Origin of the sequence: Roseburia sp. AF20-18LB, from assembly GCF_003461185.1 — a bacterium.
Lineage (GTDB): Bacteria > Bacillota > Clostridia > Lachnospirales > Lachnospiraceae > Roseburia_C > Roseburia_C amylophila.
In genome coordinates this window covers 23,966-47,571 of sequence record NZ_QTWP01000006.1, presented here as the reverse complement: position 1 = coordinate 47,571, position 23,606 = coordinate 23,966, and the positions used below count along the sequence as shown (strand labels likewise).

General features: G+C 37.1%; 30 protein-coding genes and 2 pseudogenes. 28 read left to right on the top strand and 4 right to left on the bottom strand.

The window, feature by feature from the left end; translation table 11 throughout:
• The first annotated feature begins 1 nt into the window (after position 1).
• The gene (locus tag DWX65_RS11095) at positions 2-880 is read left to right on the top strand and encodes an ABC transporter ATP-binding protein (RefSeq protein WP_117715640.1); all 879 of its coding nucleotides are present in this window, start codon (positions 2-4) and stop codon (positions 878-880) included.
• 212 nt (positions 881-1,092) lie between these two features.
• Here DWX65_RS11095 and DWX65_RS11090 read toward each other — a convergent pair whose 3' ends face one another.
• The 3 genes from DWX65_RS11090 to DWX65_RS11080 all read right to left on the bottom strand — a co-directional run bounded on the left by DWX65_RS11090 (position 1,093) and on the right by DWX65_RS11080 (position 3,106).
• On the bottom strand, positions 1,093-1,938 hold the full coding sequence (locus DWX65_RS11090) for a MerR family transcriptional regulator (RefSeq protein WP_117998369.1): 846 nt from the start codon (positions 1,936-1,938) through the stop codon (positions 1,093-1,095).
• A 149-nt stretch (positions 1,939-2,087) separates the two neighbouring features.
• Entirely contained in the window at positions 2,088-2,288 is a 201-nt protein-coding gene (locus DWX65_RS11085; protein WP_004611564.1) for a helix-turn-helix transcriptional regulator, read from the bottom strand.
• 83 nt (positions 2,289-2,371) lie between these two features.
• On the bottom strand, positions 2,372-3,106 hold the full coding sequence (locus DWX65_RS11080; RefSeq protein ID WP_117998372.1) for a helix-turn-helix domain-containing protein: 735 nt from the start codon (positions 3,104-3,106) through the stop codon (positions 2,372-2,374).
• Between the two features lie 235 nt (positions 3,107-3,341).
• Here DWX65_RS11080 and dinB point away from each other — a divergent pair, with 235 nt between their 5' ends.
• The 8 genes from dinB to DWX65_RS11040 all read left to right on the top strand — a co-directional run bounded on the left by dinB (position 3,342) and on the right by DWX65_RS11040 (position 8,718).
• On the top strand, positions 3,342-4,592 hold the full coding sequence (gene dinB, locus DWX65_RS11075) for a DNA polymerase IV (RefSeq protein WP_016213262.1): 1,251 nt from the start codon (positions 3,342-3,344) through the stop codon (positions 4,590-4,592).
• Between the two features lie 162 nt (positions 4,593-4,754).
• Complete coding sequence (locus DWX65_RS11070) at positions 4,755-4,997, top strand: LexA family protein (RefSeq protein WP_118088029.1); 243 nt, start codon at positions 4,755-4,757, stop codon at positions 4,995-4,997.
• Positions 4,998-5,011: 14 nt separating this feature from the next.
• Positions 5,012-5,257, top strand: coding sequence for a hypothetical protein (locus tag DWX65_RS11065; RefSeq protein WP_154266625.1), 246 nt, complete (start codon positions 5,012-5,014; stop codon positions 5,255-5,257).
• A gap of 245 nt (positions 5,258-5,502) precedes the next feature.
• On the top strand, positions 5,503-5,643 hold the full coding sequence (locus tag DWX65_RS15015; RefSeq protein ID WP_158564735.1) for a hypothetical protein: 141 nt from the start codon (positions 5,503-5,505) through the stop codon (positions 5,641-5,643).
• Positions 5,644-5,924: 281 nt separating this feature from the next.
• Positions 5,925-6,257, top strand: coding sequence for a helix-turn-helix domain-containing protein (locus DWX65_RS11055; RefSeq protein ID WP_118088030.1), 333 nt, complete (start codon positions 5,925-5,927; stop codon positions 6,255-6,257).
• A gap of 54 nt (positions 6,258-6,311) precedes the next feature.
• Positions 6,312-7,226, top strand: coding sequence for a helix-turn-helix domain-containing protein (locus DWX65_RS11050; protein ID WP_117719290.1), 915 nt, complete (start codon positions 6,312-6,314; stop codon positions 7,224-7,226).
• A 205-nt stretch (positions 7,227-7,431) separates the two neighbouring features.
• On the top strand, positions 7,432-8,319 hold the full coding sequence (locus DWX65_RS11045; protein WP_117719291.1) for a hypothetical protein: 888 nt from the start codon (positions 7,432-7,434) through the stop codon (positions 8,317-8,319).
• 48 nt (positions 8,320-8,367) lie between these two features.
• Positions 8,368-8,718, top strand: a complete 351-nt coding sequence (locus DWX65_RS11040; RefSeq protein WP_117719292.1) for a helix-turn-helix domain-containing protein — start codon at positions 8,368-8,370, stop codon at positions 8,716-8,718.
• A gap of 47 nt (positions 8,719-8,765) precedes the next feature.
• Here the strand turns inward: DWX65_RS11040 and DWX65_RS11035 are convergent, their stop codons facing one another.
• Positions 8,766-9,296 (bottom strand): hypothetical protein, encoded by a 531-nt coding sequence (locus DWX65_RS11035; RefSeq protein WP_117719293.1) that lies wholly within the window; start codon positions 9,294-9,296, stop codon positions 8,766-8,768.
• 234 nt (positions 9,297-9,530) lie between these two features.
• Here DWX65_RS11035 and DWX65_RS11030 point away from each other — a divergent pair, with 234 nt between their 5' ends.
• The 19 genes and pseudogenes from DWX65_RS11030 to DWX65_RS10940 all read left to right on the top strand — a co-directional run bounded on the left by DWX65_RS11030 (position 9,531) and on the right by DWX65_RS10940 (position 23,470).
• Entirely contained in the window at positions 9,531-9,938 is a 408-nt protein-coding gene (locus DWX65_RS11030; protein ID WP_077326070.1) for a recombinase family protein, read from the top strand.
• 62 nt (positions 9,939-10,000) lie between these two features.
• Positions 10,001-10,153, top strand: a complete 153-nt coding sequence (locus tag DWX65_RS11025) for a hypothetical protein (protein WP_242994293.1) — start codon at positions 10,001-10,003, stop codon at positions 10,151-10,153.
• Positions 10,143-10,463: a helix-turn-helix domain-containing protein gene (locus tag DWX65_RS11020; RefSeq protein ID WP_004611636.1), complete on the top strand. Its 321-nt coding sequence runs from the start codon at positions 10,143-10,145 to the stop codon at positions 10,461-10,463. The genes DWX65_RS11025 and DWX65_RS11020 overlap by 11 nt, the downstream gene beginning before the upstream one ends.
• 10 nt (positions 10,464-10,473) lie before the next feature.
• Positions 10,474-10,845 carry a recombinase family protein gene (locus tag DWX65_RS11015; RefSeq protein ID WP_004611637.1) on the top strand — a complete coding sequence of 124 codons (372 nt, stop codon included), beginning with the start codon at positions 10,474-10,476 and terminating at the stop codon, positions 10,843-10,845.
• 2 nt (positions 10,846-10,847) lie between these two features.
• The gene (locus DWX65_RS11010; RefSeq protein ID WP_008395276.1) at positions 10,848-11,285 is read left to right on the top strand and encodes a type II toxin-antitoxin system PemK/MazF family toxin; all 438 of its coding nucleotides are present in this window, start codon (positions 10,848-10,850) and stop codon (positions 11,283-11,285) included.
• The gene (locus DWX65_RS11005; protein WP_004611639.1) at positions 11,269-11,481 is read left to right on the top strand and encodes a DUF6462 family protein; all 213 of its coding nucleotides are present in this window, start codon (positions 11,269-11,271) and stop codon (positions 11,479-11,481) included. Before DWX65_RS11010 ends, DWX65_RS11005 begins: the two co-directional genes overlap by 17 nt.
• Before the next feature lie 134 nt (positions 11,482-11,615).
• Positions 11,616-11,792 carry a DUF6290 family protein gene (locus DWX65_RS11000; protein ID WP_004611640.1) on the top strand — a complete coding sequence of 59 codons (177 nt, stop codon included), beginning with the start codon at positions 11,616-11,618 and terminating at the stop codon, positions 11,790-11,792.
• A 32-nt stretch (positions 11,793-11,824) separates the two neighbouring features.
• A complete protein-coding gene (locus DWX65_RS10995) occupies positions 11,825-13,060 on the top strand; it encodes a tyrosine-type recombinase/integrase (protein WP_004611641.1) in 1,236 nt (411 codons plus the stop codon).
• A 267-nt stretch (positions 13,061-13,327) separates the two neighbouring features.
• A pseudogene (locus DWX65_RS10990) lies at positions 13,328-13,822 on the top strand (hypothetical protein); the annotation flags it as partial.
• An 82-nt stretch (positions 13,823-13,904) separates the two neighbouring features.
• Positions 13,905-15,041 (top strand): Fic family protein, encoded by a 1,137-nt coding sequence (locus DWX65_RS10985; protein WP_118173450.1) that lies wholly within the window; start codon positions 13,905-13,907, stop codon positions 15,039-15,041.
• 355 nt (positions 15,042-15,396) lie between these two features.
• A complete protein-coding gene (locus DWX65_RS10980) occupies positions 15,397-15,714 on the top strand; it encodes a PTS lactose/cellobiose transporter subunit IIA (protein ID WP_118173449.1) in 318 nt (105 codons plus the stop codon).
• A gap of 1 nt (position 15,715) precedes the next feature.
• Positions 15,716-15,985 (top strand): annotated as a pseudogene (locus tag DWX65_RS15690) (PTS sugar transporter subunit IIB); the annotation flags it as partial.
• Positions 15,986-16,026: 41 nt separating this feature from the next.
• Entirely contained in the window at positions 16,027-16,224 is a 198-nt protein-coding gene (locus DWX65_RS15685) for a YoaP domain-containing protein (RefSeq protein WP_118173448.1), read from the top strand.
• A 382-nt stretch (positions 16,225-16,606) separates the two neighbouring features.
• Positions 16,607-17,803: an ATP-binding protein gene (locus DWX65_RS10965; RefSeq protein ID WP_117699137.1), complete on the top strand. Its 1,197-nt coding sequence runs from the start codon at positions 16,607-16,609 to the stop codon at positions 17,801-17,803.
• Between the two features lie 301 nt (positions 17,804-18,104).
• Complete coding sequence (locus DWX65_RS10960) at positions 18,105-18,344, top strand: DUF6061 family protein (protein WP_006859036.1); 240 nt, start codon at positions 18,105-18,107, stop codon at positions 18,342-18,344.
• 249 nt (positions 18,345-18,593) lie between these two features.
• Positions 18,594-19,283, top strand: coding sequence for a response regulator transcription factor (locus tag DWX65_RS10955; RefSeq protein WP_009265522.1), 690 nt, complete (start codon positions 18,594-18,596; stop codon positions 19,281-19,283).
• Positions 19,280-20,311 carry a sensor histidine kinase gene (locus DWX65_RS10950; RefSeq protein WP_006859034.1) on the top strand — a complete coding sequence of 344 codons (1,032 nt, stop codon included), beginning with the start codon at positions 19,280-19,282 and terminating at the stop codon, positions 20,309-20,311. Before DWX65_RS10955 ends, DWX65_RS10950 begins: the two co-directional genes overlap by 4 nt.
• A 151-nt stretch (positions 20,312-20,462) precedes the next feature.
• A complete protein-coding gene (locus tag DWX65_RS10945; protein WP_006859033.1) occupies positions 20,463-21,128 on the top strand; it encodes an ABC transporter ATP-binding protein in 666 nt (221 codons plus the stop codon).
• Positions 21,129-21,142: 14 nt separating this feature from the next.
• Positions 21,143-23,470: an ABC transporter permease gene (locus DWX65_RS10940; RefSeq protein ID WP_006859032.1), complete on the top strand. Its 2,328-nt coding sequence runs from the start codon at positions 21,143-21,145 to the stop codon at positions 23,468-23,470.
• Positions 23,471-23,606 lie beyond the last annotated feature (136 nt).

Below are 23,606 nucleotides of genomic sequence, written 5' to 3'. Positions count from 1 at the left end.
TATGAGTATTCATATTGAGGATTTAACAGTAAGATTTAAGAATGGTGTCACAGCGATCGACCATGCAGATTTAGATATATCAAATGGGATATTTGGACTATTGGGAGAAAATGGAGCGGGAAAGACAACATTGATGAGGGTTTTAACTACTGTGCTGAAACCCACAAGCGGAATGGTTACATTAGACGGAATTTTGTATAGCGAAGGAAACTATGAAAAAATCCAAAGAAAGATAGGGTATCTGCCACAGGAAATTGAACTATATCCTAATTTGACGGTTCAGGAGTGTTTGGAATATATGGGAGATCTGGCAGGTGTCCCGAAAGCAGAATGTAGAAAGCGGATAGAATATTATTTGAAAAAGACCAGTCTCATAGAACATCGAAAGAAAAAAATGAAACAATTATCAGGCGGTATGAAAAGGCGGGTTGGATTGGTGCAGGCACTTTTGAATGAACCAGAATTTCTAATTGTAGATGAACCGACTACCGGATTAGATCCAGAAGAACGTATTCGTATCCGAAATTTATTAGTAGATTTTTCTGAGAACAGAACAGTTTTGTTTTCAACTCATGTGGTAGAAGATTTAGCTGCGACCTGTAACCAACTTGCAATTATGCACAAAGGCAGTTTTTTATATGCTGGGTCTATGAAGAATTTGACTGAAGAAGCACAGGGAAAAATATGGGTTTGCAAAGTACCAGATGAGGAAAAAGCGAGAGAAGTGGAACGTAAATATCGCATTACATCAAAACAATACGTTGAGGGAGGATTACAATTAAGAGTGATTTCTGAAATACAGCCAGAATTGGAGTGTATGTCAGTTCCGGCAACATTGGAGGATGCATATATTTATTTTACAAACAGATACAATAAGTAATGCATAGAAAAGAAAATTCTAATTGTCCCTTCTGAAAATTTAACTGAATAACCCATAGTATAAACCGCTGCTACATGGAAGAGCCAATAAACCATGCAACAGCGGTTCTTTTATTCGCCGGTATATGCAATTTCTATCTCATAGCCGCCGTTCTCATAGTAGGCGTGGGAAAAATAGTATCTTATTGTTATTTCTGAAATATAAAATTTGAATCATAAAACTTCTTTCCCTCTCAAATCCATTTTTACCAAACCAACTACTAACAATCCAATAAAAATTGCCGTGTCCACAAATAACAGTACAACAACACTTTTTACCACTCCGAAAGTAAAAAGTATGGAGAAGATTTCCACTGACAACACAATAAAACATATATAATTTGTCAAATACTCTGTTATAATTTCTCCATAATAATTGTTCATTTGCAATTTTGCATAGATAAAAGGTTTTAATAAATAACGGATTATGATACATATAACAGGACAAATAAAAATCCAGTTTTTATTAACTAGGGATGTTGCCACTCCTTTACTCCATTGTACTGGAATTTCTGTCGGCAACTTAGAATAAGACAAAGCCCCAATAATCAAGCATAGTGCGGTAATCATAGTCCAGGTAAGCATACTTCCCCATATATACAAAAAGCTGACTGAATCCAGTTTGAAAACAGTTCGATTATCTTTCCAATAGTCATGCAAATCTGTTACATACTGTTCTACCTGTAATTTTTCATAACTAATACTTTCTTCATCCAGCATTTTTTCGCACATGAGTTTCGCCTTATTCAAATCAGTAATCTGATTTTTTAATACTTCCTTTTGCTTCTCAAGCATTTCCTGCAATGTTACTTTTTCGGATATAATACTTCGTATGTCTTCAATAGAAATTCCCAATGTACGTAGATATGCAATCTTCTTTATATTTTCCACATCATTTTCAGAATAATCTCTATAACCATTACTTTCATTTCTCGAAGGCTCAATAAGTTTTTCCTTTTCATAAAAACGGATATTAGAACGGGATAAACCTGTTCGCTCTTCTACGTCTTTTATAGTCATATTATGCCCCCCTTTCGAGCAACTCTATTTTACTTAATAATAAGCTATAAACAAGGTTTACAGTCAAGCATTTATCAAAAAATTATAGTTGTTGATAAGGACATGAAAAGCTGTCCAAAATAGAAGGAGAACCGGATTGCTGCTCCGACTCAATCTTCTACATGGAATACATCTTCCACCAGCATATTAAAGTACTTTGATATCCGCAACATAAATTCGGCAGATGGGGTGCTATCCCCACGTTCTATCCTGCCGACAGTTTTGGTGCTGTATCCAATAGCAGCAGCAAGGTCATCCTGGTAAATGCCACGCTGTTCCCGGATTTCTCTGATATTATTGGTAACCGCCATAAAAATCCCTTCTTTCAGTTCTATAGATATTTTCTTATTGTCATTATGCAAAATAATGTGTCCGATAAAAAGGGCTTGCAATTTTATCGGCAATGTCCTGTAATAGCAGAAGCATCAGATTTTCCAAGAACTTTTCCAAATATGTCTAAGCGGTCATTTTCACTAACCTTGATAGGTGCATACTTTTCATTGAGTGAGATAAGGAAAATTCCGTCTTTATCGTTTTGTAATTTCTTAATATAGGCTTCTCCGTTAAGAGCGAAGATGCCGATTTCTCCATTAGCAACAGATTCCTGTTGTAATACCCATGCGATCTGACCATCATGGAATTCAGGTTCCATACTGTCACCACTAATACGGACACCGAAAGTAGTATCTTCCGGCAGGATAGATTCATCTATGTGTACAGTCTCTTTCGGTCCGTCTACAAGGAAGTTACCGGTTCCGGCTGATACGGCATTTTCAAAAATATCAATGCTACGGAATGGAATTATCTTAGCAGTCTGCTTTTCATACATTCCGGATGCATGGAGCAGATTGATATAATCCATAGCTTTTTCCCTGCCCTCATCAGTAAGTGATGAGAAAGGATCGGCAGGATTTACTCCAAAATATGCCTCATACATGTTAGTAATACCAAGGATTCTACACACTTTGTAAAATATGGTAACGCTTGGTTCAGCAAGATTTCTCTCCCAGTTGGATATGGCTTTATAGGAAATGGTAATGCCTTCCTTTGCCAGTTCATCAGCGAGATCCTGCTGGAGCAAGCCTTTCTTTTTTCTATATGTTGAAATGATTTCTCCGATTGAGTACATACATACGCCTCTTTTCTTTCATTTTGTTGATTTCAAATCTCTCTTTTCACTCCATAGTATATAGCAATAGTGCCAATTATTCAAGTTAAAAATCCAATATAATGAGAAAAAGGACATATGTGTCCGTTGACAGTCGATTATTCTTGGGGTTATACTATGCTCTGTAAGAAACATTACTCATATACTTGGACTAAAGGTTATGGTAGTGACAGATTAAATGCAGGAGGTGATGAAGATGGGAGACAGGGTAATACTTCATTCAGATATCAACTGTTGTTATGCCTCGATTGAGCATCTGCATCATCCGGAGCTTGCAGGAAAGCCACTGGCAGTAGGCGGTGACCCGGAGGCAAGACATGGGATTGTCTTAACAGCCGACTATATTGCCAAGAAGTACGGTGTGAAAACAGGAATGGCACTCTGGCAGGCAAAGCAGGTCTGTCCGGACATAACATTTGTTTCACCAAGAATGGACTTATATCTTCGGTTCTCAAGAATGGCACATGAGATATATGCAGAATATACGGACAGACAGGAGCCATATGGGATTGATGAGTGCTGGCTTGATGTGACAGGGAGCAGCTCCCTTAAAGGGGATGGATTGCTCATTGCACAGGAAATCAGCAGGAGAATGAAGTCAGAGCTTGGCATCACAGTAAGTGTTGGTGTTTCTTTCAATAAGATATTTGCAAAGCTTGGTTCTGATTATAAGAAGCCTGATGCAATCACAACTATGTATAAGAGTGAATTTAAGCAGAAGGCTTGGTCACTTCCGGTGGCAGATCTTCTATACGTTGGCAAAAGTACGAACAGAAAGCTTGCATTATTTGGTATCAAAACCATAGGTGATCTTGCAAGGGCAGATGAAGATGTGCTTAACAGTCACCTTGGAAAGATGGGCAGTATCTTATGGTCGTTTGCTAATGGCTATGATGATTCACCTGTCAAGCTGGAGAATACCCACGCTCCAATCAAATCGGTGGGAAACAGCACAACGACACCAAAGGATTTAGTATGCGATGAGGATGTAAAGATTGTTCTTTATATTCTGGCTGAGAGTGTTGCAGCAAGACTTCGTGAGAATGGATTCCGGTGCAGAGTGGTTGAGATAAGTGTCAGGGATAATGAGTTATTCTCTTTTACCCGTCAGAAAAAGATTGACCACGCAACGAATATCACCGGAGAGATAGCTGCATACGCTTATCAGATATTTAAGGAAAACTATAACTGGAGCAAGCCAATCCGTAGTGTTGGTGTCCGAGGTGCAGATTTAGTGACAGATAATTATTGGGAACAGATTGATTTGTTCTCAAGTGTGGAGAAGCGTGAAAAGCAGATGAAGATGGATTCAGCGGTGGATGAGATACGCAGAAGATTTGGATTTTACAGTATCCAGAGAGGACTTATGTACCGGGACAGGATTCTGTCGGCAGTCAATGCAAAAGAAGAACACACAGTACATCCACATGGATACTTTTCAGGTTAGCAACGAGAAGTGCTAGATAATCAAGGCGCAGATGTGTTGTGCTTGCACATAAACATATGGGACTTGGTTATCTGATACGGCGACTGCCGTGAGCGAAATGAAGCGAAGCGGAATTGAGCTGCACTACGAGTAGCGATAGAGTAAAAAAGAGGGAGGCGGAACATGAGCGAAGCAGCGAGAATTGATCTGGTAGACAGAGCACCATTGACGGAGAAGCAACAGAATGTGTATGAAAGCATTATGCAATATCAGTGTGTGAATGGTTATGCTCCTACTATTAGGGAGATATGCAAGATGGTAGGGGTGGCATCGACTTCAAGTGTTTATGCACATCTGAAAATATTAGAAGAAAAAGGCTATATAGCAAGGAAGATGGATGCTTCCAGAGCAATAGCAATCTTGTAAGGAAGGTGATTACATTGAGCAATAAGGTATATGTTGATGTACTTGCAGAGTTTTCAAAGGACGGACTGCTCATTCCCAAAGAGATAACATGGGAAGATGGCAGAAAGTATGAGATTACACGAGTAAAAGACAAGCGCAGAGCAGCCAGTACAAGGGCTGGCGGCGTTGGAGAGCGTTATACCTGTGTGGTAGATGGAAAGGAAATATTCCTTTTCTATGAAGATAACAATATGTGGTTTATGGAAAGAGCCGGAGCCTGATGTGATTATGTGCTGACAGCACAATTCATATCAGTTGGCTTTAGATCAGCAAAGCCGGGGAATGTGCAGACATTCATCGGAACTCCCGGCAAAAGGCTTGCAAAGGTGATTTCCCTTTCCTTTACGAGTACAGAATTGTAGATTGATGATTTTGTATGAATAAGGAGCGAACTGAATTGAACAAAGAGTTAAAAGTTATAGATTTTTATTGTAAGAAGTGTAAGAAGAGTATGAAAGTTTCATACATGGTTACAGGTAACAGAAATTATCTGGTACTGCCGAGAGTAATGATGAAATGTCACCATTGTGGCAGAGTAATGACCTTGAAGAATTTCAAGGAAGGCGAGCTACTGGATAGAGTAGAACAGGATAAGTATTATATCTGATTAATACAGTCAGACATCAGATGCTGCGGCAGATATTTGGTCGCAACAGGACAAGACAATTAAATTAGTGGTCATCATGATATGGGAGACACCTGCAATAAGCGTAAGCTGATGATACGCAAAGGTGCCATCCTAAGGACGCATGAAAAATTAGAAACCAGTTTGAGGACTGGAACTGTTTTTCATGTGTCCTTTTTTATTTGCAGAAAATTACATATCGAGGAGTATTTATCGGTTCTTAGACGTTTCTAGCCACGACAGAAACGAAAGGACGGATAAATATGAATTACAAATATGATGCAGTAGAGACAGGAAAGAGAATCAGAGCAATCAGAAAGCAGAACAAGTTCACACAGGAGCAGTTAGCGGAAGAATTATATCTTACAGCAGAAAGTGTTTCAAATTTTGAAAATGGCAAGACAATGTGTATGCCTGAGAATATAGCAAAGATATGTGAGCTGTTCGGGGTGACATCTGATTACATATACTATGGGATAGAGAGTGCATCAAAAGTTAAGAATCCTTTAATGGACAGCATAATGGCTAAGCTTAGTGGCTGTAGTGCGGATGAACTGGACAGGATTGATAAGATGATTTCCTTGTTTCTTGGATAGATACATATAGAGAATGATGTGATATAATCATATATATAGTTGGAGGTAGTCTTTATGGTGAAAACAGATAAAGAAGTCAACAAAGCAGTCGAAAAGAAAATTAGTAATTATAGAAAAAAACTATCGAATAAAGAAATGTCAGAGATTATAAATACTACATTAAGTAATGGCGTATTTGTAGCCGATAAGTATGCCTTTTCTTTAAATGATGTTAAACAAGAGTTTAAAAGAAACCATCAGTTTAAAGATATTATAAGCTCAGGTGCTTATTTTTATTTTCAGAATAAATTGTGCATATGCTTAAATAATACGATAGTTGTTAATAATGATGGAGTATATTATTCGGAAGATGTAAAAAAGAATCCTTCATTGTATTTTTTGACACGAATCAATCGAGGTCATTTACATAGAAAGCCTAGAAATAACACATGTGAAATAAAGGTGAGAACATATTTCATACATGCAAAACAATATCAAGAACTGTCACGCAAAGGTCGTGTCGTAATAGATAGTACTAGCTATCTTATGAATGAGGTGGGGGGTTATGTTAATGGTACAGGAGGTCTAGGTCCGGGGGATTCATTTGGGTTATACTTCACATGGCTAATGGATGAAAAATATAATATTTCAAAAAAAGAGTTAGCAGATATTACTGGGATAGATGAGCGCACAATAACTAGAATGCGAACCAAGGAAGATTATTTGCCTTCTTTAGAATTTATAATTGCTTGCTGTATCGCAATGTCACTTTTACCATGGGAGAGTGACAAACTCATAGATCTCGCTGGTTACAAACTTAGAACAAACTTGAAAATAGAAAGAGGTTATATAGCATTAATACATGTTTTTTACCAGTGTAGCATAGATGAATGTAATGAGTTCCTGGAACAAATGGGACTGACATCTCTTTCATCTATAATAAAAACTAAGAAAAAAATAAACAGTAGGACATTGCATGTCATATCTTAATACTGAATTTAAAGGGAAAAGAAGTAGGAAGCAGATGGAATTCACTGATTTCTGCTTCTTTTTTTGACATCGTGTGTCCTATGCAGAAATGAAAAAAGTAAGTATTCTATAATCATAAAGAGGAATCAGAAATATCAAAACTGGTTCCTGTTAAAAAGAAATCCCGATGATATAATAAAAGAAAAACGTTGGAGGAGTCATAAGTATGAGCATAAGAGCTGCAGAAATTTACAAGGATATTTTAACAATGAAGAACATTTCAGAACAGGCACAGGAGAGTTATGTTAGGAATTTGCGTAAAAAGATGAATTTTTTGGTGGAGAAGGTGGCGTTAAGAAAGGTATCAGATTTTAAGGAGGGAAATAATATACTCATCCCTAATTCGGATGCTGCTATTGTTCGTAATTTATTAATGAGTTCGTTAGATGATGAGTATCCACTTATTGTAGACTGGTTCAATGGAAGCCTAGATTTATCAGATTCGGAAATATGTCTGCTTTTATATTGGTCTGTAAAAGAACCAATTATGAGGGCAGAAATGACTGGTGAATCTGATATGGTAACAGTAGATGAATGGTTAGCAACAATTAAAGGGTTGTTAAATGTAGATATGGCAGAAAACACTATTGCTTTGAAGAATAAATTGGAGGAGTTTCGAGTTAAAACATTGGTAAGAGACAGTACTGTTTCTTGTGGAGATATTGTAATAGGTCATGAAAATGGATTTAGGGACTATGCATCCCATTATGAAAAGAAAAAGAAAACCTTATCTGATGAGCTTTTGAAGAGTATTGTCAAAGATTTGAGTTTTCAGGAGGATTACTATCATGTATTAGAGCAAATCATTGATTTTATGATAGAAGATGCTAAAGACAAGGCTATACCTGCTATTGAATGCTATGCTTTAGCAAAAGGGGTATCGGATTGTGAAACAGCTATAGAAATGATTAGAGATCCTGAAAATATAACGATGGTTTCAGAATACTATCCATGGCTAAAAAAAATAGGAGCTTTTTTAAAGGATAATCCTGAGGAAACAAAAAGAATCGAGGAGTATGCTCAGGTAAAGAATCTAGAGAAGTTCTTTGAGTAAATAATATTTTATAATTTGTTGTGAAAGGAAGGAGGTGTCAGTGGAAAGTTGGAGCACAAAACAATTCATTATAATGCTGTTGAGTTTGGAAGACGAATTAGGACAATTCGTAAACAGAAGAAAATGACGCAGCAAGAACTAGCGGAATTATTGTTTCTTTCAGAGGAAAGCGTTTCAAATTTTGAAACTGGAAAAACTATGTGTATGCCAGAACATGTTATCCAAATGTGCCAGATATTTGATGTTTCTGCTGACTACTTCTATTTCGGTAAAAATTATAAATTACAGGGGAATGATGGTATAGAACGTATATTTCAACGACTTAAGGGATGTAATCCATTTGAACTGTCAAAAATTGAACAGATAATAGACATCTTATTAGCTAAGCCAGCTGCTTAGTCTGACATATAAATTGTTAGACTAGCAGTTGGCTTATTTTGTTGTAATTAATAATTGTGAGAATAGAAGTCAATAATAGGTATATTATTTGCTATGAGATAGTTACCAATGCCACTTTCAATGTCTGATCGATTTAGCTCTTCTGGAATATTATATAGTGGAAAAATAAATACATATGATTCATCCCAACTTTCGCCCAAGTGAGATATTATTTTGCCTGATGTAGTATCATAATTAAAGTTTATGTCACAACTGGCTCCGATTACACCGATGTGATGTTTTTTCTTGGTGAATTTTAACCAAACAATATCTCGTTTATCTTTTAGATTATAAATTTTTTTATAGCTGGCATAATCAAAACGTCTGAGTTCACGAGCTTTAGGAATTACCTTCGGATTACTAACTGCTGGAATACATAGAGAACAAAGGTATTGATTAATAAGCTGGATGATTACTTCATCATCGACAGTATTCATATTGTATTGCTGTCCGGCTTTAATATATCTGATACAATTTTCAGAAATTGTACTGTGTTCTTTAGATGGAATTATCCATTTCAAATTGTCTGCGTTAATCATGAAAATGCTACTCCTACAAAAATGTTAAGTCAATTATAACACCTAGCAAGTGATATACAAGAAACAAAAAACCTCGAATAGTATTCGGGGTTATTTTTATAAAAGCCGAATACCAATAGATTAAATTAAATATGGATGTTTTGTAAAATATAATTGTGCTTAGAAACAGCACACCACGAGAGTGGAGGCGCCAATACTCTCCAATACAAATCAAAATGTAAAGGAGATAACAAAATGAATAAAAGAGATTTTAACGTAGTAGGAAACGAAGGTACAGATAATCAGGAGCTTGCAAAGGGTATTGCATTTGTAAAGTCACGCAGAGCAGAACTTAATGTAGTCCAGATGGTCGAGAATATGCGTGATCAGGCAATGCCTAATGGAGTAATAATCAATGATGCGTATTGTGATCGTTCAATGACAAGGGACTATGACAGAGAAGGTCTGAATGCTTTCTTTGCAACACTTAAAGAGGAAGACTTTGAGGTTGTAGTAGTCAGAAGCCTGAATGAGATCACAGATGACATTTATGATTTGGAAGAATTTGTTAAGACCATCACAGATATGGGCATATGGCTCTATTCTCTTGAAGTCGGTCCGGTGCCAATTATTGTATCTCATGCAGAGGATTTTGGATGCTAACGGAGTCCTTTGGTAGAGCGACAACAGAAAATCATTCCGGTCGGGACAAACAAGTCTCGGCTGTGAAGGATTGCAGATTTACACAGACTGCATTCGGAACAGTTGTACATGATTCAAGTGGGAAGTGGCTTGGTCAGTACGAGACAGAAGATGCAGCTGTAGAGATGATTAGGGAAATGGCACAGGACATTGGAGGGTACGACGATGAAATATGAAGGATATAAAATTGGTCCGGTGATTCGTGATATCCGTAAGGACAAAGGACTTCTCATTGAAGAGGTTGCTGCTAAAACTGGAATAAGTGTTTCGACACTTGGACAGGTGGAGCAAGGAGGAAGAAACTTGAGCATGAAAAATTTGTATATGCTTATGGAAGTTTATGAAACAGACGCAAATAGCTTACTTGCAATAGACTGTACACCGGATTCATTAGATTCGAGGCTAAAGCGGTTACCTGCAGATAAGCAGGATTATTTGAAAAAGACATTTGATTTTATGATAGAGCAGGCTTTGAAGTCAGCATAGGAGGCAGAGAATGAGAAGAAAGATTAAAAAGATGGATTGCATAGAATATCTTTCAGTGCAGGCTCCATTGGAAAAAGTAAATATGCTTGAAGACAAGCAGAGCAAATATATACATGAATTTGTAAAGAGAAAAGAATATTCAATCGTGGGAAAGATAAGACGCAATGGCTTTTCGCAGAGAGATGTTGATCGCCAGTGGAATCAGATTGTGAATATGATTCGCAAAAAGCAAATCAGTGGAGTAGTTGTTGCGAATATGGCAGCTATATCCAGCAGTGTTGCGGATGCTTATTTTAAGGTAGGACTGGTTATTGAAGCAGGCGGCATTGTGGTGACTGTAGATGAGGGCAGATTGGATATGCACATCAAGAAGGGAGCATAGATATGAGCAGACGAACAGAAAAAAGAAAGTATGGTAAATATAATAAATTTGATGTCGTGTATGCGGATTTTGGGAAAAACCCACATGGCATTCAGGGCGGAATCAGACCAGGAATAATTATTTCATGTGATGCAAGTAATCATGATGGTGCACCGCAGGTGTCAGTAGTCCCTTTGAGCAGTAAGTTAAAGGATATTCCGGTACATGTGATTTTAAATCCGAAGGATGTGAGTGGATTTGGATTAAGTAAGATCTCTGATTTTATGCCTGAAGATGCACAGACAATTTCAAAAGGCTGCATTAGAGCAAAAAGTGGAACTGTCATTGAGGATTCCGGCGTGAGAGAAGAAATAGACAGAGCATTGATACGACAGTTTGATCTGTTACCTGTAGCTCGCAAAATGGTAATGGAGGAGTTAGCAAATGGACAGCAGAACTAAAAAGACTAATAATAAAAGATTTGTCAGATATTCAGAAGGAGCAGAGATGTATTCAATGAGTGTGTCAAAGTTTATGCAGTTAGCGAAGGATGCAAAGGCATGTTATAAAGTGAATCAGCTGGTGTTGGTTAATCTGGATATTATTGATGAATATCTGGAGACTTTCCATATTGTAGATGACGAGTTTTATAAGTAATTATGAGAAATGACGCATTAATATAGAAGAAATACAAACAAGTATGGAGAAAAATGAGCAAAGAGAGAAAAAATGTATTGACTTTCGGTCAGACCAAAAGTATAATATGACTAAGATATGAAGGAGGCATACAGATGGCTAGAACTGGAAGACCAAAAGCAGATAAACCTTTTGATCATAAGGTAACTGTTAAATTCAAAGAAGAGGAATACCAGATAATGGTTGAGTATGCTGAGACTCATAATCTATCCATTTCGCAATTGATTAGAATGGGTGTTGAATTACAAATGAAGCAGCAGGCTAATCAGTAGAACAGGTTCTTTTCTCCGGAAAGGAGAGAATAATGGCTTGTAGAAAAGATGGTAAAGGCAGAGTATTAAGAAAGGGTGAGGGTTACAGAAAAGGCGACGGAAGATACTCATATGTATATATTGATCCATTAGGCAAGAAAAGAACCATTTATGCAAAGTCTTTGGTAAAGCTTCGAGAAAGAGAAGAACAGTTACAAAAAGACCAGTTGGATGGACTTGATATCTATGTCGCAGGAAAAGCTGATGTAAACTTTTTGTTTGACAGGTACATATCAACTAAAACAGAATTGCGTAGCACTACTTACAGTAATTATTTGTATACATGGAATCATTTTATTCGTGATACATTTGGCAAGAAGAAAGTAAGAGATGTGAAATACTCAGACGTGTTATTCTTTTATACAGACTTGATTAATAATCAGGGATTACAGATTAATACGCTTGAGACAATTAACACAGTATTAAGACCTACATTTCAGCTTGCTGTCAGAGATGATATCATAAGGAAGAATCCGGTAGACGGAGCATACTGTGAAGTAAAGAAGCGTAATGGTGGTGCCAGAAAAACAAGGCGAGCGTTGACTGTGGATCAGCAGAGAAAATTCATGGAGTATGTAGCAAAGAATCCGTTCTTTTATCACTGGTATCCATTCTTTGTATTTTTGTTAGGAACTGGATGCAGAATAGGAGAAGCAATTGGGATACGCTGGGATGATATCGATTTGGAGAATCGAATCATTGATATCAATCATAGCTTAACCTATTACCAGAGAGCGGATGATTCATATAAATGTGAGTTTAGAGTATCTTTGCCAAAGACGGAAGCTGGTAATCGTAGAATACCTATGATGCAGCAGGTATATGATGTGCTTCAGGAAGAATATGAGAGACAGAAGCAAGAAGGCTTTTGTGTTGAGAATGTGGATGGAATGACCAATTTTGTATTTACAAACCGATTTGGGATGCCACATAACCCAGCAGCAGTAAACCGGGCAATCAAGAGAATTGTGGATACACATAATTCAGAAGAAGAGGTGGCTGCTAAAAAGGAGAAGAGAGAACCTGTTATGATTCCAAGATTCTCCTGCCATATCTTCAGACATACGTTTGCATCAAGATTTTGCGAGAATGAAACCAACATCAAAGTAATTCAAGAGGTAATGGGACATGCTGATGTATCGACTACCATGAACATATATGCAGAAGCAAACCCAGATGTTACCAAATCAGTAATTGAGAAATTATCAAAAAATATGGATATTTTTTAGAAAAGAGTCCTGCGATTGAACTCTTTGAAGATTGAAAAATATACCTATTCATACTGTGGCAAATATGTTATACTTGCTAAGTATTGTTGTGTTTGACACAGCAGTACATGCATAAAATAAAAAGACGTATTTTAAGGCGAATGACATCTTTTGGACACACAAAAGTCAAAAAAACGTCCAAGAGTATCCAAGTATATAGAATCCGGGAAAGCCCATTTTCCAAGGGTTTACAAGGATATACAAGAGTTAGCTTAGCAATCAAAAAAATTCCCGACAATGAAGTCACTCGACTCCGACAAGAAGGCTTCCAAGTCTTCCGAGGGAGATGCAGCAGAAGCTGCAAACGATAACAACGGATTCTTTACAGCAAATGAGAAGATTGATTTTTCAAATGTAAAGATTGAGCCTTTATTTGAGGAAGAAGTAGACTTCGATACATTCAGCAAGTCTGATTTCCGTGCGGTAAAGGTTAAGGAATGTGTTGCAGTACCAAAGTCAAAGAAACTGTTACAGTTTACTCTTGATGACGGAACCGGCACAGACCGTACTATTTTAAGCGGAATCCACGCTTATTATGAGCCAGAAGAGCTTGTTGGAAAGACACTTATTGCCATCACAAATCTTCCACCTAGAAAGATGATGGGAATTGAATCTTGTGGTATGTTACTTTCAGCAGTAAATAACCTTAAGGATTCAGAAGATGAAGAACTTCATCTTCTTATGGTTGATAACCATATTCCTGCTGGTGCAAAATTATATTAAGAATAAAAATAGATATTCCCCATCAGGTTACTGGTGGGGAATTTTGCCATAAAGGTAATGCATATGAATTGAGGTAGCGGGTATGGAAAAAGATCCATTTAAAGAATATCTGAAAGAGGCAGAACCAGACAAAGCAGGCAAAAGCTATGCCTGGAGTACGGCAATCGGACTTCAGGCAGTGGACGGACTCAAACCATCTAAATATTTGATTGATACTGCCATTCAGAATATTGAAGGCAAAATCACAATGAAAGAAGCACAGAGCCTTATCGACAGCTATTATGGGGAAAAACCTGTGCATTTTTCGGATGAGGAACGTATAGAAGAAGCGGATAAGGTATCTTCCCGTATTGCAGGGATACTTTCTGAAACAGCATTTTCCTTTTCTCCGAATGAATATATCTCAATCCATCGTAAACTTTTTCGGGGAATATATAAGCATGCCGGGAAAATCAGAGATTACAATATTACGAAAAAAGAGTGGGTACTTGATGGTGCAACTGTAATGTATGGAAGTGCATCAGAATTGAGAGAGACACTTGAATATGATTTTTCACAGGAAAGGGATTTCAGCTATAAAGGACTTTCGATGGATGAGATTATTCATCATCTTGCAGTGTTTGTTTCACGATTGTGGCAAATCCACATTTTCGGTGAGGGTAACACAAGGACAACGGCAGTATTCTTTATCAAGTATCTCGGGAAACTTGGCTTTTCTGTAACAAATGATATATTTGCGGAAAATGCGTGGTATTTTAGAAATGCACTTGTCCGTGCAAATTATACGAATCTGCAAAAAGGCATTCACGAAACAACAGAGTATCTGGAAGCGTTTCTCAGAAATCTGCTCTTGAACGAGAAAAATGAGCTTCATAATCGAAATCTTCATATAAGTGGACTTTTGAACGAAGAAAAAGTGGACATTGGAGATTTGAAAGTGGATATTGAGAATGAAAAAGTGGACATTCAAGAAACAAAAGTGGATATTGAAAGTGTGCTTTCCGAAAAAGGTAGTGATTTTTCAGTAAAAACGACAGTTCATATTCATAGACTTTTTAAAAAGTTTGGCTTTGATGAGGTGTTTGGAAGAAGTGCAGTTATGGAGCTTCTTGAGCTAAAAGGTTCAGGTGCTTCAAAACTTCTTTCCAATTTGGTGCAGGCAGATATTATTGAACCAGTGTCCGGTCACGGAAAAGGAAAATATAAATTTAAGATGTAATTTAACAGATTAAGTTCGTTGAACAAAAATGCCTTTTTGGGCTATAATTTTCAATGAAAAAATGAGAGATATGTTGTACCAATGTTATGGGTTAAAGGATAAATAAATTGGACTATACTAAGATATTTCATGATAACTTAGACAATATTCAGAAAAAAGTGGAGCAGATAATAGAAATTTAGAATCGTTTAAAAATCTATCTAAAGAGGTGTTTGCACAATGCAGCACCTCTTTTTTTGCACAAATTTTTCATCATTTGCACACATACCGTGCAAATGATGAAAAATACATCTGGAAGAAAATAAGATAAGATATGACTATGATATCAATTAAGGATTAGAAAAGAGGTGGAACAATGGATCATTCAGAAGAATGTATGGAAATGATCGCAAATGCCGGAGAGGCGAAAACACTTGCTTTAAATGCACTTTCACTTGCAGGACAGGGAGCATTTAAAGAAGCAGAAAAAGTATTGCAGGATTCAGAGGATGCATTAAATAAGGCACATGCAGCACATACAAAGCTTCTTTTTTGTGAAGCGCAGGAGGAAGACTTAAAAGTAACTTTGCTTATGATGCATGCAGGCGATCATTTAAACAGTGCGGACACAATCAAAGTATTAGTGGAAGAGCTTATACGGGTATATAAGCAGACAAAGAAAGGAGAGAAATAGAATGTTAAAAATTGCGTTAGTATGTCAGCATGGTGCGAGCACAGGGATATGTGTGGAGAAGATGAAGCAGGCTGCAGCAAAAGATAATATTGAATGTACAATTGCAGCTTATCCGGATTCGGAAATTGGTACCTTAGTACAGCTTGCAGATTGTATTTTACTTGGACCGCAGATTGGATTTAAGAAAAATACGTTTATTGAAAAATATCCGGAGGCAGCAGAACGGATCATGGTTATTCCGGCAATGGATTTTGGAATGATGAATGGGGAGAAAATTTTGAAAGATGCACTTAATCTGATTGAAGGGGGAAAATCAAATGGATACTTCTTGAAGTTGCCAGGGAAAGAGAGGTTCCGTTTCAGGCAACCAGACTGGAAACGAAAGAAGAAGCGCAAAATGCTCCGACACCGGTTACAACCTATGCATTGTTTTATAATGGAGAATACCTTACGAATGAGCAGATGAATGATAAAAGATTTATAAAGCTTCTGGACGGGATGGAAAAATAAATGAGCAAATTCGAACTCTACTCTCCGTAGGTTGAGGATATTCATACGCTGAAATAGAATGGTGTCATGGATTGCAGTTACAGCAGGAAGAAGCCGTATCCACAGGGCAATGCAGAGGCGAGATTTAAAATGAATGGTGTGAAGATAATCTATTTAAACTGCAATCAGAGTGGTCTGTTTTAGGAAGAAACGTCAAACCATGCGCTTACGAAATGTCTGCTGCTTTTTTGTTCTATAAGAAAATGCCATTACCAGAAAATGAATTATTTAAGAAAAATGGGAATAGAATAATGACAGAAGCAGCTGACTGTGCTAGAATATGCATAAAATGTATTACCAAAATATAAAGAAATTTAAAAAAATGGGAATAGGAGATAGTGATATGCAGTTTATGGTAAGGCAAAAGTATCTAGATGAATTGATTGAATTATATGGGACGCCAGATATAAAAGTAATCACGGGCATCAGACGGAGCGGCAAGTCTGTTTTGCTGCAGGAATTTATCACTTATCTGCAGTCGTTAGAGGAAAAGAGCAATATTGTAATGATAAACCTTCAGGAATTAGAGTTTGATCATTTACTGGAATATCATGCATTGCATAAGTATATCCTGGGTCAATATAAAGAAGGAATGAATAACGTATTATTGATTGATGAGGTTCAGATGTGCCCTCAGTTCGAACTTGCAATCAATAGTATTTATACAAAAGGAATCTATGATATTTATGTTACCGGATCAAATGCATTTTTGTTAAGTTCAGATCTGGCAACACTTTTTACTGGAAGAACGATGGAAATAAAGGTATATCCTTTTTCTTTTGTGGAATATCTGACTTATTATGGAATTACGGATGGGTATGATGATGCATTTGATCAGTATGTCCGAACCGGTGGTATGCCAGGAGCTTATGTATATAAGACAGAGGATAGACAGTATGATTATATCAGAGATGTGTATGGGACTATTCTTATAAGAGATTTGGTTGAGAAATATAGAATAAGAAATACATCAGAGTTTGCCAGTATATCTGAATTTATGATGGATAATATTGGCAACCTGCTTTCTCCCAATAATATCTGCAAGACATTAAATAATGACCAAAGAGAGATTACCAGAAAGACAGTATCAAAATACATTGGTTATTTAGAGAACGCATTTCTATTTTATGAGGCAAAACGGTATGACCTAAAGGGGAAAAAATATCTCGAAAACAATAGTAAGTTTTATCTTTGTGATCCAGCATTTCGATATGCAGTCAATGGTACACGAAATATGGACTTTGGAAGGGTTTATGAGAATATTGTTTATCTGGAGTTACGAAGGAGAGGTTATGAGGTATATGTTGGTAAACTTTATAAAAAAGAAGTGGACTTTGTAGCAAAGAAACGAGACACACTGATATACATTCAGGTAAGTGACAATATTTCAGATGAAACAACATTTGAGAGGGAATATTCGCCATTGCTTGCAATACGAGATGCATATCCTAAGATGGTAATTGCAAGGACACATCATGAAACTTATGATTATCAGGGTGTGCAGGTGGTCGATATTTGCAGATGGCTGCGATGCAGATAGATAAATTCCAGTTGATATTTCACATATTTTAGGAAATTTAATAACTGTTATATTTGATTATCAAATTCTTCGCAAACCCTTGAAAATACTAAGTTTGTAGCAAGTGAACTTTCCCTTACTCTTTCCCTTGTGTTACATTTTCCCATTGCTTTTCATGAACCTTAATATGGGAAAAATTAAGGGAAAGAAAATTTCATAACACAATATAACATATAACAATAACGACATGGTGAACTGATTGAAATGTTTTCGATATTTAACTCTGTAACTGATTATCAAAAGAAAATGGAGATAAGATACGATGAGAACAATTTATGCAGAATATAATATAAACCACGATAGTATTGATGTTTACACAAGTGCTGGATATATGCTTCGCATTGATTGCTGGGAAGCTGAAAAAAATTTAAAAACCACATATGGATCAGAATGTGCGCTTACTTCATTGGCTGTGGATGAGCCTTTGGAATATGCAAGATTATATCTTGATGGCAATTTACAGATGTGGGTGGATACAGAAGATTCATTAGAACTTTATTAAGCAAGAAGTGAGATAGTGTTGTAGGGAGTTTCCTGTAGTTAAAGATACCACACCCGATATGATGAACCCACGCTTATACACTACCAGCTATGATAAAAGAAAGGACAGCAATTTGACACTGCTGTCCTTTCTTTTATAAAATTGCAGTACACAGAAAAAAGCTGTAAAATGAAAAATATATTTGTCCTTGTAACAATTCTCGGACATTTGCCTGTTATACTATCTGCAAAAAGAAAAGGAAGTGATAATATGAAGCATATTTTAATTGTCGAAGATGATAATCTTTTGAATAAAACGCTTACTTATAATTTGGAATTGGACGGTTACACAATAACTTCTGTTCTGAATGCAAGGACAGCCGCTGAATCATTAAAAACAAACATTTTTGATTTGGTATTGCTGGATATAAATTTACCAGACGGAAATGGTTATGACCTATGCCGTCTTATCAAGCCAGAGCATCCTGATACAGTAGTTATATTTCTAACTGCCAACGATCAGGAAAGCAATCAGATACGGGGATATGAAGCTGGTGCAGTGGATTATATCACGAAACCTTTTTCGATTAGTGCTTTGCAGCGAAAAATCAAAGCCATGTTCGCTATGTTGGAGCATCACAAACCAGCTAAGGATATTTACGAGGATGGTAGCTTGTTTCTGGATTTTTCGGAACAATTTGCAAGTTTGAACGGGAAACCATTAGCACTTTCTGCGATGGAATATAAAATGTTGAACCTATTTCTTAAAAATCCGAAGCAGGTACTTACTCGCCAACAATTTTTAGAAAAACTGTGGGATGTTGATGAAAAATATGTAGATGAACATACCCTTACTACTTCTATCAGCCGTATTCGCAGTAAGATTGAAGCGGATGGCGACACATATATCAAAACGGTTTATGGTATGGGGTATCAATGGACAGGAGGCGAAAAGAAATGAATCTGAATAACCTTTCTGCTAAGAAAATTTGTAGACTGGTTAGTGCTGGCATGGTTTTCTCTATGCTGGTAATTACCGGTATTTTCGGCGGTATAATGCAGGATATACGAATTTTTATAGTGGGTGGAACATTGACACTCTGTGCGTTTTTCTGGATTTGGCTATTGGTGCTGATTTTTGGAAAACGCCTTTCTCATTTTACTTCTAATTTGTGCCGGACGCTGGACAACATGATTGATGGAAACGAGGAATTACAAAAGTCAAATGATAGTGAAACTCTTTTTGCCCGTATCAACCACCGCTTAATTCGGTTGTATGAGATTATGCAGAAAAACCGGCACAAGGTAGACATGGAACGACAGGAGCTTCAAATGCTGATTTCTGATATTTCACATCAAGTTAAAACGCCTGTCAGCAATTTGCAAATGGTAACGGACACACTTTTAACAAAGCCTGTTTCAGAAGAAGAACGGATGGACTTTTTACAAGGCATACGTAGTCAGACTGATAAACTGGATTTTCTGTTCCAAGCACTGGTTAAAACGTCCCGGTTGGAAACCGGAGCAATACGATTAGAAAAGAAAGACAGCAGCTTATTCCATACGCTTGCACAAGCCATGAGCAGTATTGTATATGCCGCAGAGAAAAAAGAAATTGCTGTATCCGTGGATTGCCCGGAAAATTTGATAATCTCCCATGACAGCAAGTGGACAAGCGAAGCCCTTTTCAATCTGCTGGACAATGCAGTAAAATACACTCCGTCAGGTGGAAAGATTTCTGTATCAGTGGTTCAGTGGGAAATGTACGTAGAGGTCAAAGTGACCGACACCGGCAAGGGCATTTCAGAAAGCAATCAGGCTGCCATCTTCCGGCGCTTCTATCGTGAGGAAGAAGTACACGATCAACAGGGTGTGGGAATAGGTTTGTATTTGGCTCGTGAGATTGTAACAAGGCAAGGGGGCTATATCAAGGTTGTTTCAGAGCTGAGGCAAGGCTCAGAATTTTCTATTATGCTTCCTGTAAGGTAAGATATAACCACTTTTTTTGAAATGTCCGAGCGTTGTAACATTTCACTCTGATTTTCGATAAAAATTTTTTCTATCTCGGACATTTGTGTAACATTTGTGGTTTACAATGGCTTTATCAACAGATAGAAAGCCTTGAAAGGAGCATTTGAATATGAGCATTTTACAAACAATCGACTTAAAGAAGTATTACGGCACAGAACCAAATATTACTCGTGCCCTTAATGGTGTAAATTTTACTGTGGAACAGGGAGAATTTGTTGCCGTAGTTGGAACTTCCGGCAGCGGTAAGTCTACATTGCTTCACATGATGGGAGGACTTGATACCCCCACTTCCGGCAGCGTGATTGTACGGGGAGAAGAACTCGCAAAAAAGAATGATGATGAATTGACAATTTTCCGCCGTCGTAACATCGGATTTATCTTCCAAAATTATAATCTGGTTCCGATTTTGAATGTATATGAAAATATCGTCCTGCCTGTGGAACTGGATGGCGATACAGTAGACCAGAAATTTATGGACGAAGTTGTGTATATGTTGGCTTTAGAAGATAAACTGGAAAATATGCCGAACAATCTTTCAGGCGGTCAACAGCAACGTGTAGCGATTGCACGAGCTTTAATTACGAAGCCTGCGATTATCCTTGCTGATGAACCGACCGGAAATCTTGATAGCAAGACCAGTGCAGATGTGTTAGGGCTTTTGAAGCATACCAGCGGAGAATTTAATCAGACCATTGTAATGATTACTCACAACAACGAGATCGCTCAACTCGCAGACCGCATTGTACGGATTGAAGATGGTAAAATTGTTGGCTAAAGGAGGTGGGAATTATGAATTATCCTTTTGAAAATGATACCAGTGCAGTAATTAAAAAATTAGCACGAAAAAGTGTGCGTTTTGATAAGAAGAAAAACTTATTTTGCCTTTCGGCAATTATTGTAGCCGTTGCTATGATAATGATGTCGTTGCTCACAGTGCAAAATATCATTTATCAAAATCAGAAAGAAATCGAAGGATTACATCAAGGGATTTTCTTTGACATTACGCAGGACAGTAAAGAAAAGTTGTTAGCAAACGAAGAAGTAAAAAGTGTAGGACTTTCCTGTAATATCAAAACAGTGAAAGAAAATTCTAAAGAACTGTCTCTGATTTATTATGATGATGACATGCTTAGTTTGATTCCTGCCTTTGACGGAAAATATCCAGAGAAAGCAAGTGAAATTGCTGTTACAGATGCCTTTTTTGCCAGTGAAAATAAGTCTCCGGAAATCAACGCCATAGTTCAGTTGAATCTGGATGGTACTTTGAAGAATTATACTATTGTTGGTATTTATCATGATAAAACTTCTACCGCTTATCCTGTTTTTGTTTCACTTGAAAAATGCCGGGAATTACGTGGAAATAACCTGCTTAATGGATATGTTTGGCTTGAAAATGCAGATACCCTTACAAAAGACGAAGCAACAGAAATATTATCTCAAATTTCAGAGGAGACTGGACTGAATAATTGGACAGTCAGCAGTTACTATGATTATGTAAATACAACTTTGTCCTTCAGTAATTATGCGGTATATGGTGTAGTTGCTGCCATTTTGTTTTTAGCTGCCGCACTTGTAATTTACAGCATTTTCTATATTTCGGTTGGACAAAAAGTTGCTGAGTTCGGACAGCTTCGGACAATAGGGGCAAGTAAAAAGCAAATTTATAAAATAGTTCTTAAACAGGGTTATATGCTTGCAGTTCCGGGGATTTTAATTGGTAGTATCATGGGAACGATCATCAGCTATTGTCTGCAATCAAAAGGCTGGTCAGTATTTGCATTTATTGTTTCTCTATGTGGCGCATGCCTTTTTGGAATACTGCTTGTTTATATTAGTGTTCGTAAACCAGCAAAAATTGCAGCGAATACTTCTCCAATTTCCGCCCTGAAAAATCCAGTGGGAATTGTAAATTACCGCACTCACAAAAGACATCGTATTACGCCTGTATATTTAGCGAAAATCAGCTTTTCCAGAAACAGAAAAAAATCTCTATTGACCATTTTATCATTGGGACTGTGCGGAGTTATATTTTTCCTTGCAGCAAGTTATCAGAGTTCTTTTAATGCCGAGAGTATGGCTCGTTATTGGGATATGAAGTACGGAGATTTCAAAATCAGCATTGATTTAGAAAACGAAAGTGAAAATTTGGATGCTCTCTTGCAGAAAGAATATTTTTCTGATTATGTAAAGCGTGTTGGAGATATAGAGGGAGTTAGCAATATATTTACTTATGCTACCGTACCAGTTGATTTCTCAACAGACAATGATATTTCAGATAGCACCTTGATGCTCGGCTATAATGAAAAGGATTTGGCGTCGCTAAATGCAGCGGTTTTGTCTGGAAATATTACTGATGATACAGAATTAGTTGTAAGTGATCCCGAACGTATTTATGATGTTTACCATTGGAAACCTCAAATTGGGGATACTGTGACCTTTAATTTCAAAAATCATAGTGGTAAAACAATAACAAAAGCATTCAAAATTGGTGCAATCACTTCCAGCAATGATGGAATGGGTGGCTATATTTTCAGAATGCCGGAAAATATGCTCAAAGAACTTGCAGGTTATGACTGTACATACGCAATCGAAATACAAGCAGAAGCTGAATATCAGGAGATAATCGAGCAAGAACTCAAATTACTCGTTTCTGACAATAGGGATGTTCGCTTACAAACCCTTCAAGATTTTATTGTAGAACACCAATCAGACAATCGTGCAGGTTTTACATTAGCTTATGCGATTGCAGCCATCTTGTGGATATTTGCGGTCATCAATCAAATCAATCTTACTGTGACAAATCTTTTATCACAGAAACAGGAAATGGGCACACTAAAATCTATTGGTATGACAAATAAGCAGTTGAAGCAAGCATTTATGATGGAAGGTCTTTTTACTACTTTGATTGCATTGCTTATAACTGCTGTTGTTGGAATCCCCGGCGGATATGCAATCGGTATATTTTTGAAAAATGCAGGCATGTCTACGGGATTTGTATTTCCGGTTGTTGCTTTTACTCTTTTTGCTGTTGCTATGTTTATGCTTGAAAGTTTGATGACAATATTGCTTATTCATTCATGGAAGAAGCAATCTGTTATTGCAATAATGCGAAATTGATGATAGAAAGCTTTTCATATCTCGGTCAGCTCCACAATTACATTACTCTGCTGATACAGCCAGTCCGTAAATTCTTTCGGGCTGGCTGTTCCTGTTTTTACAGCCTTTTTTCTCTGTAATACTTCTTTTCATACAG

Bases quoted from the DNA above. Each gene is read 5' to 3' on its own strand.
- DWX65_RS11030 (WP_077326070.1), top strand. From the start codon at position 9,531: ATGAATAAAAGAGATTTTAACGTAGTAGGAAACGAAGGTACAGATAAT.
- DWX65_RS10950 (WP_006859034.1), top strand. From the start codon at position 19,280: ATGAATCTGAATAACCTTTCTGCTAAGAAAATTTGTAGACTGGTTAGT.
- DWX65_RS10940 (WP_006859032.1), top strand. From the start codon at position 21,143: ATGAATTATCCTTTTGAAAATGATACCAGTGCAGTAATTAAAAAATTA.
- DWX65_RS11015 (WP_004611637.1), top strand. From the start codon at position 10,474: ATGAGAAGAAAGATTAAAAAGATGGATTGCATAGAATATCTTTCAGTG.
- DWX65_RS15015 (WP_158564735.1), top strand. From the start codon at position 5,503: ATGGTTACAGGTAACAGAAATTATCTGGTACTGCCGAGAGTAATGATG.
- DWX65_RS11005 (WP_004611639.1), top strand. From the start codon at position 11,269: ATGGACAGCAGAACTAAAAAGACTAATAATAAAAGATTTGTCAGATAT.
- DWX65_RS11010 (WP_008395276.1), top strand. From the start codon at position 10,848: ATGAGCAGACGAACAGAAAAAAGAAAGTATGGTAAATATAATAAATTT.
- DWX65_RS10980 (WP_118173449.1), top strand. From the start codon at position 15,397: ATGGATCATTCAGAAGAATGTATGGAAATGATCGCAAATGCCGGAGAG.
- DWX65_RS11000 (WP_004611640.1), top strand. From the start codon at position 11,616: ATGGCTAGAACTGGAAGACCAAAAGCAGATAAACCTTTTGATCATAAG.
- DWX65_RS11050 (WP_117719290.1), top strand. From the start codon at position 6,312: ATGGTGAAAACAGATAAAGAAGTCAACAAAGCAGTCGAAAAGAAAATT.
- DWX65_RS11095 (WP_117715640.1), top strand. From the start codon at position 2: ATGAGTATTCATATTGAGGATTTAACAGTAAGATTTAAGAATGGTGTC.
- DWX65_RS10965 (WP_117699137.1), top strand. From the start codon at position 16,607: ATGCAGTTTATGGTAAGGCAAAAGTATCTAGATGAATTGATTGAATTA.
- DWX65_RS10945 (WP_006859033.1), top strand. From the start codon at position 20,463: ATGAGCATTTTACAAACAATCGACTTAAAGAAGTATTACGGCACAGAA.
- DWX65_RS11020 (WP_004611636.1), top strand. From the start codon at position 10,143: ATGAAATATGAAGGATATAAAATTGGTCCGGTGATTCGTGATATCCGT.
- DWX65_RS11045 (WP_117719291.1), top strand. From the start codon at position 7,432: ATGAGCATAAGAGCTGCAGAAATTTACAAGGATATTTTAACAATGAAG.
- DWX65_RS11035 (WP_117719293.1), bottom strand. From the start codon at position 9,296: ATGATTAACGCAGACAATTTGAAATGGATAATTCCATCTAAAGAACAC.
- DWX65_RS10955 (WP_009265522.1), top strand. From the start codon at position 18,594: ATGAAGCATATTTTAATTGTCGAAGATGATAATCTTTTGAATAAAACG.
- DWX65_RS11055 (WP_118088030.1), top strand. From the start codon at position 5,925: ATGAATTACAAATATGATGCAGTAGAGACAGGAAAGAGAATCAGAGCA.
- DWX65_RS11090 (WP_117998369.1), bottom strand. From the start codon at position 1,938: ATGACTATAAAAGACGTAGAAGAGCGAACAGGTTTATCCCGTTCTAAT.
- DWX65_RS10985 (WP_118173450.1), top strand. From the start codon at position 13,905: ATGGAAAAAGATCCATTTAAAGAATATCTGAAAGAGGCAGAACCAGAC.
- DWX65_RS11085 (WP_004611564.1), bottom strand. From the start codon at position 2,288: ATGGCGGTTACCAATAATATCAGAGAAATCCGGGAACAGCGTGGCATT.
- DWX65_RS10960 (WP_006859036.1), top strand. From the start codon at position 18,105: ATGAGAACAATTTATGCAGAATATAATATAAACCACGATAGTATTGAT.
- DWX65_RS11070 (WP_118088029.1), top strand. From the start codon at position 4,755: ATGAGCGAAGCAGCGAGAATTGATCTGGTAGACAGAGCACCATTGACG.
- DWX65_RS11080 (WP_117998372.1), bottom strand. From the start codon at position 3,106: ATGTACTCAATCGGAGAAATCATTTCAACATATAGAAAAAAGAAAGGC.
- dinB (WP_016213262.1), top strand. From the start codon at position 3,342: ATGGGAGACAGGGTAATACTTCATTCAGATATCAACTGTTGTTATGCC.
- DWX65_RS10995 (WP_004611641.1), top strand. From the start codon at position 11,825: ATGGCTTGTAGAAAAGATGGTAAAGGCAGAGTATTAAGAAAGGGTGAG.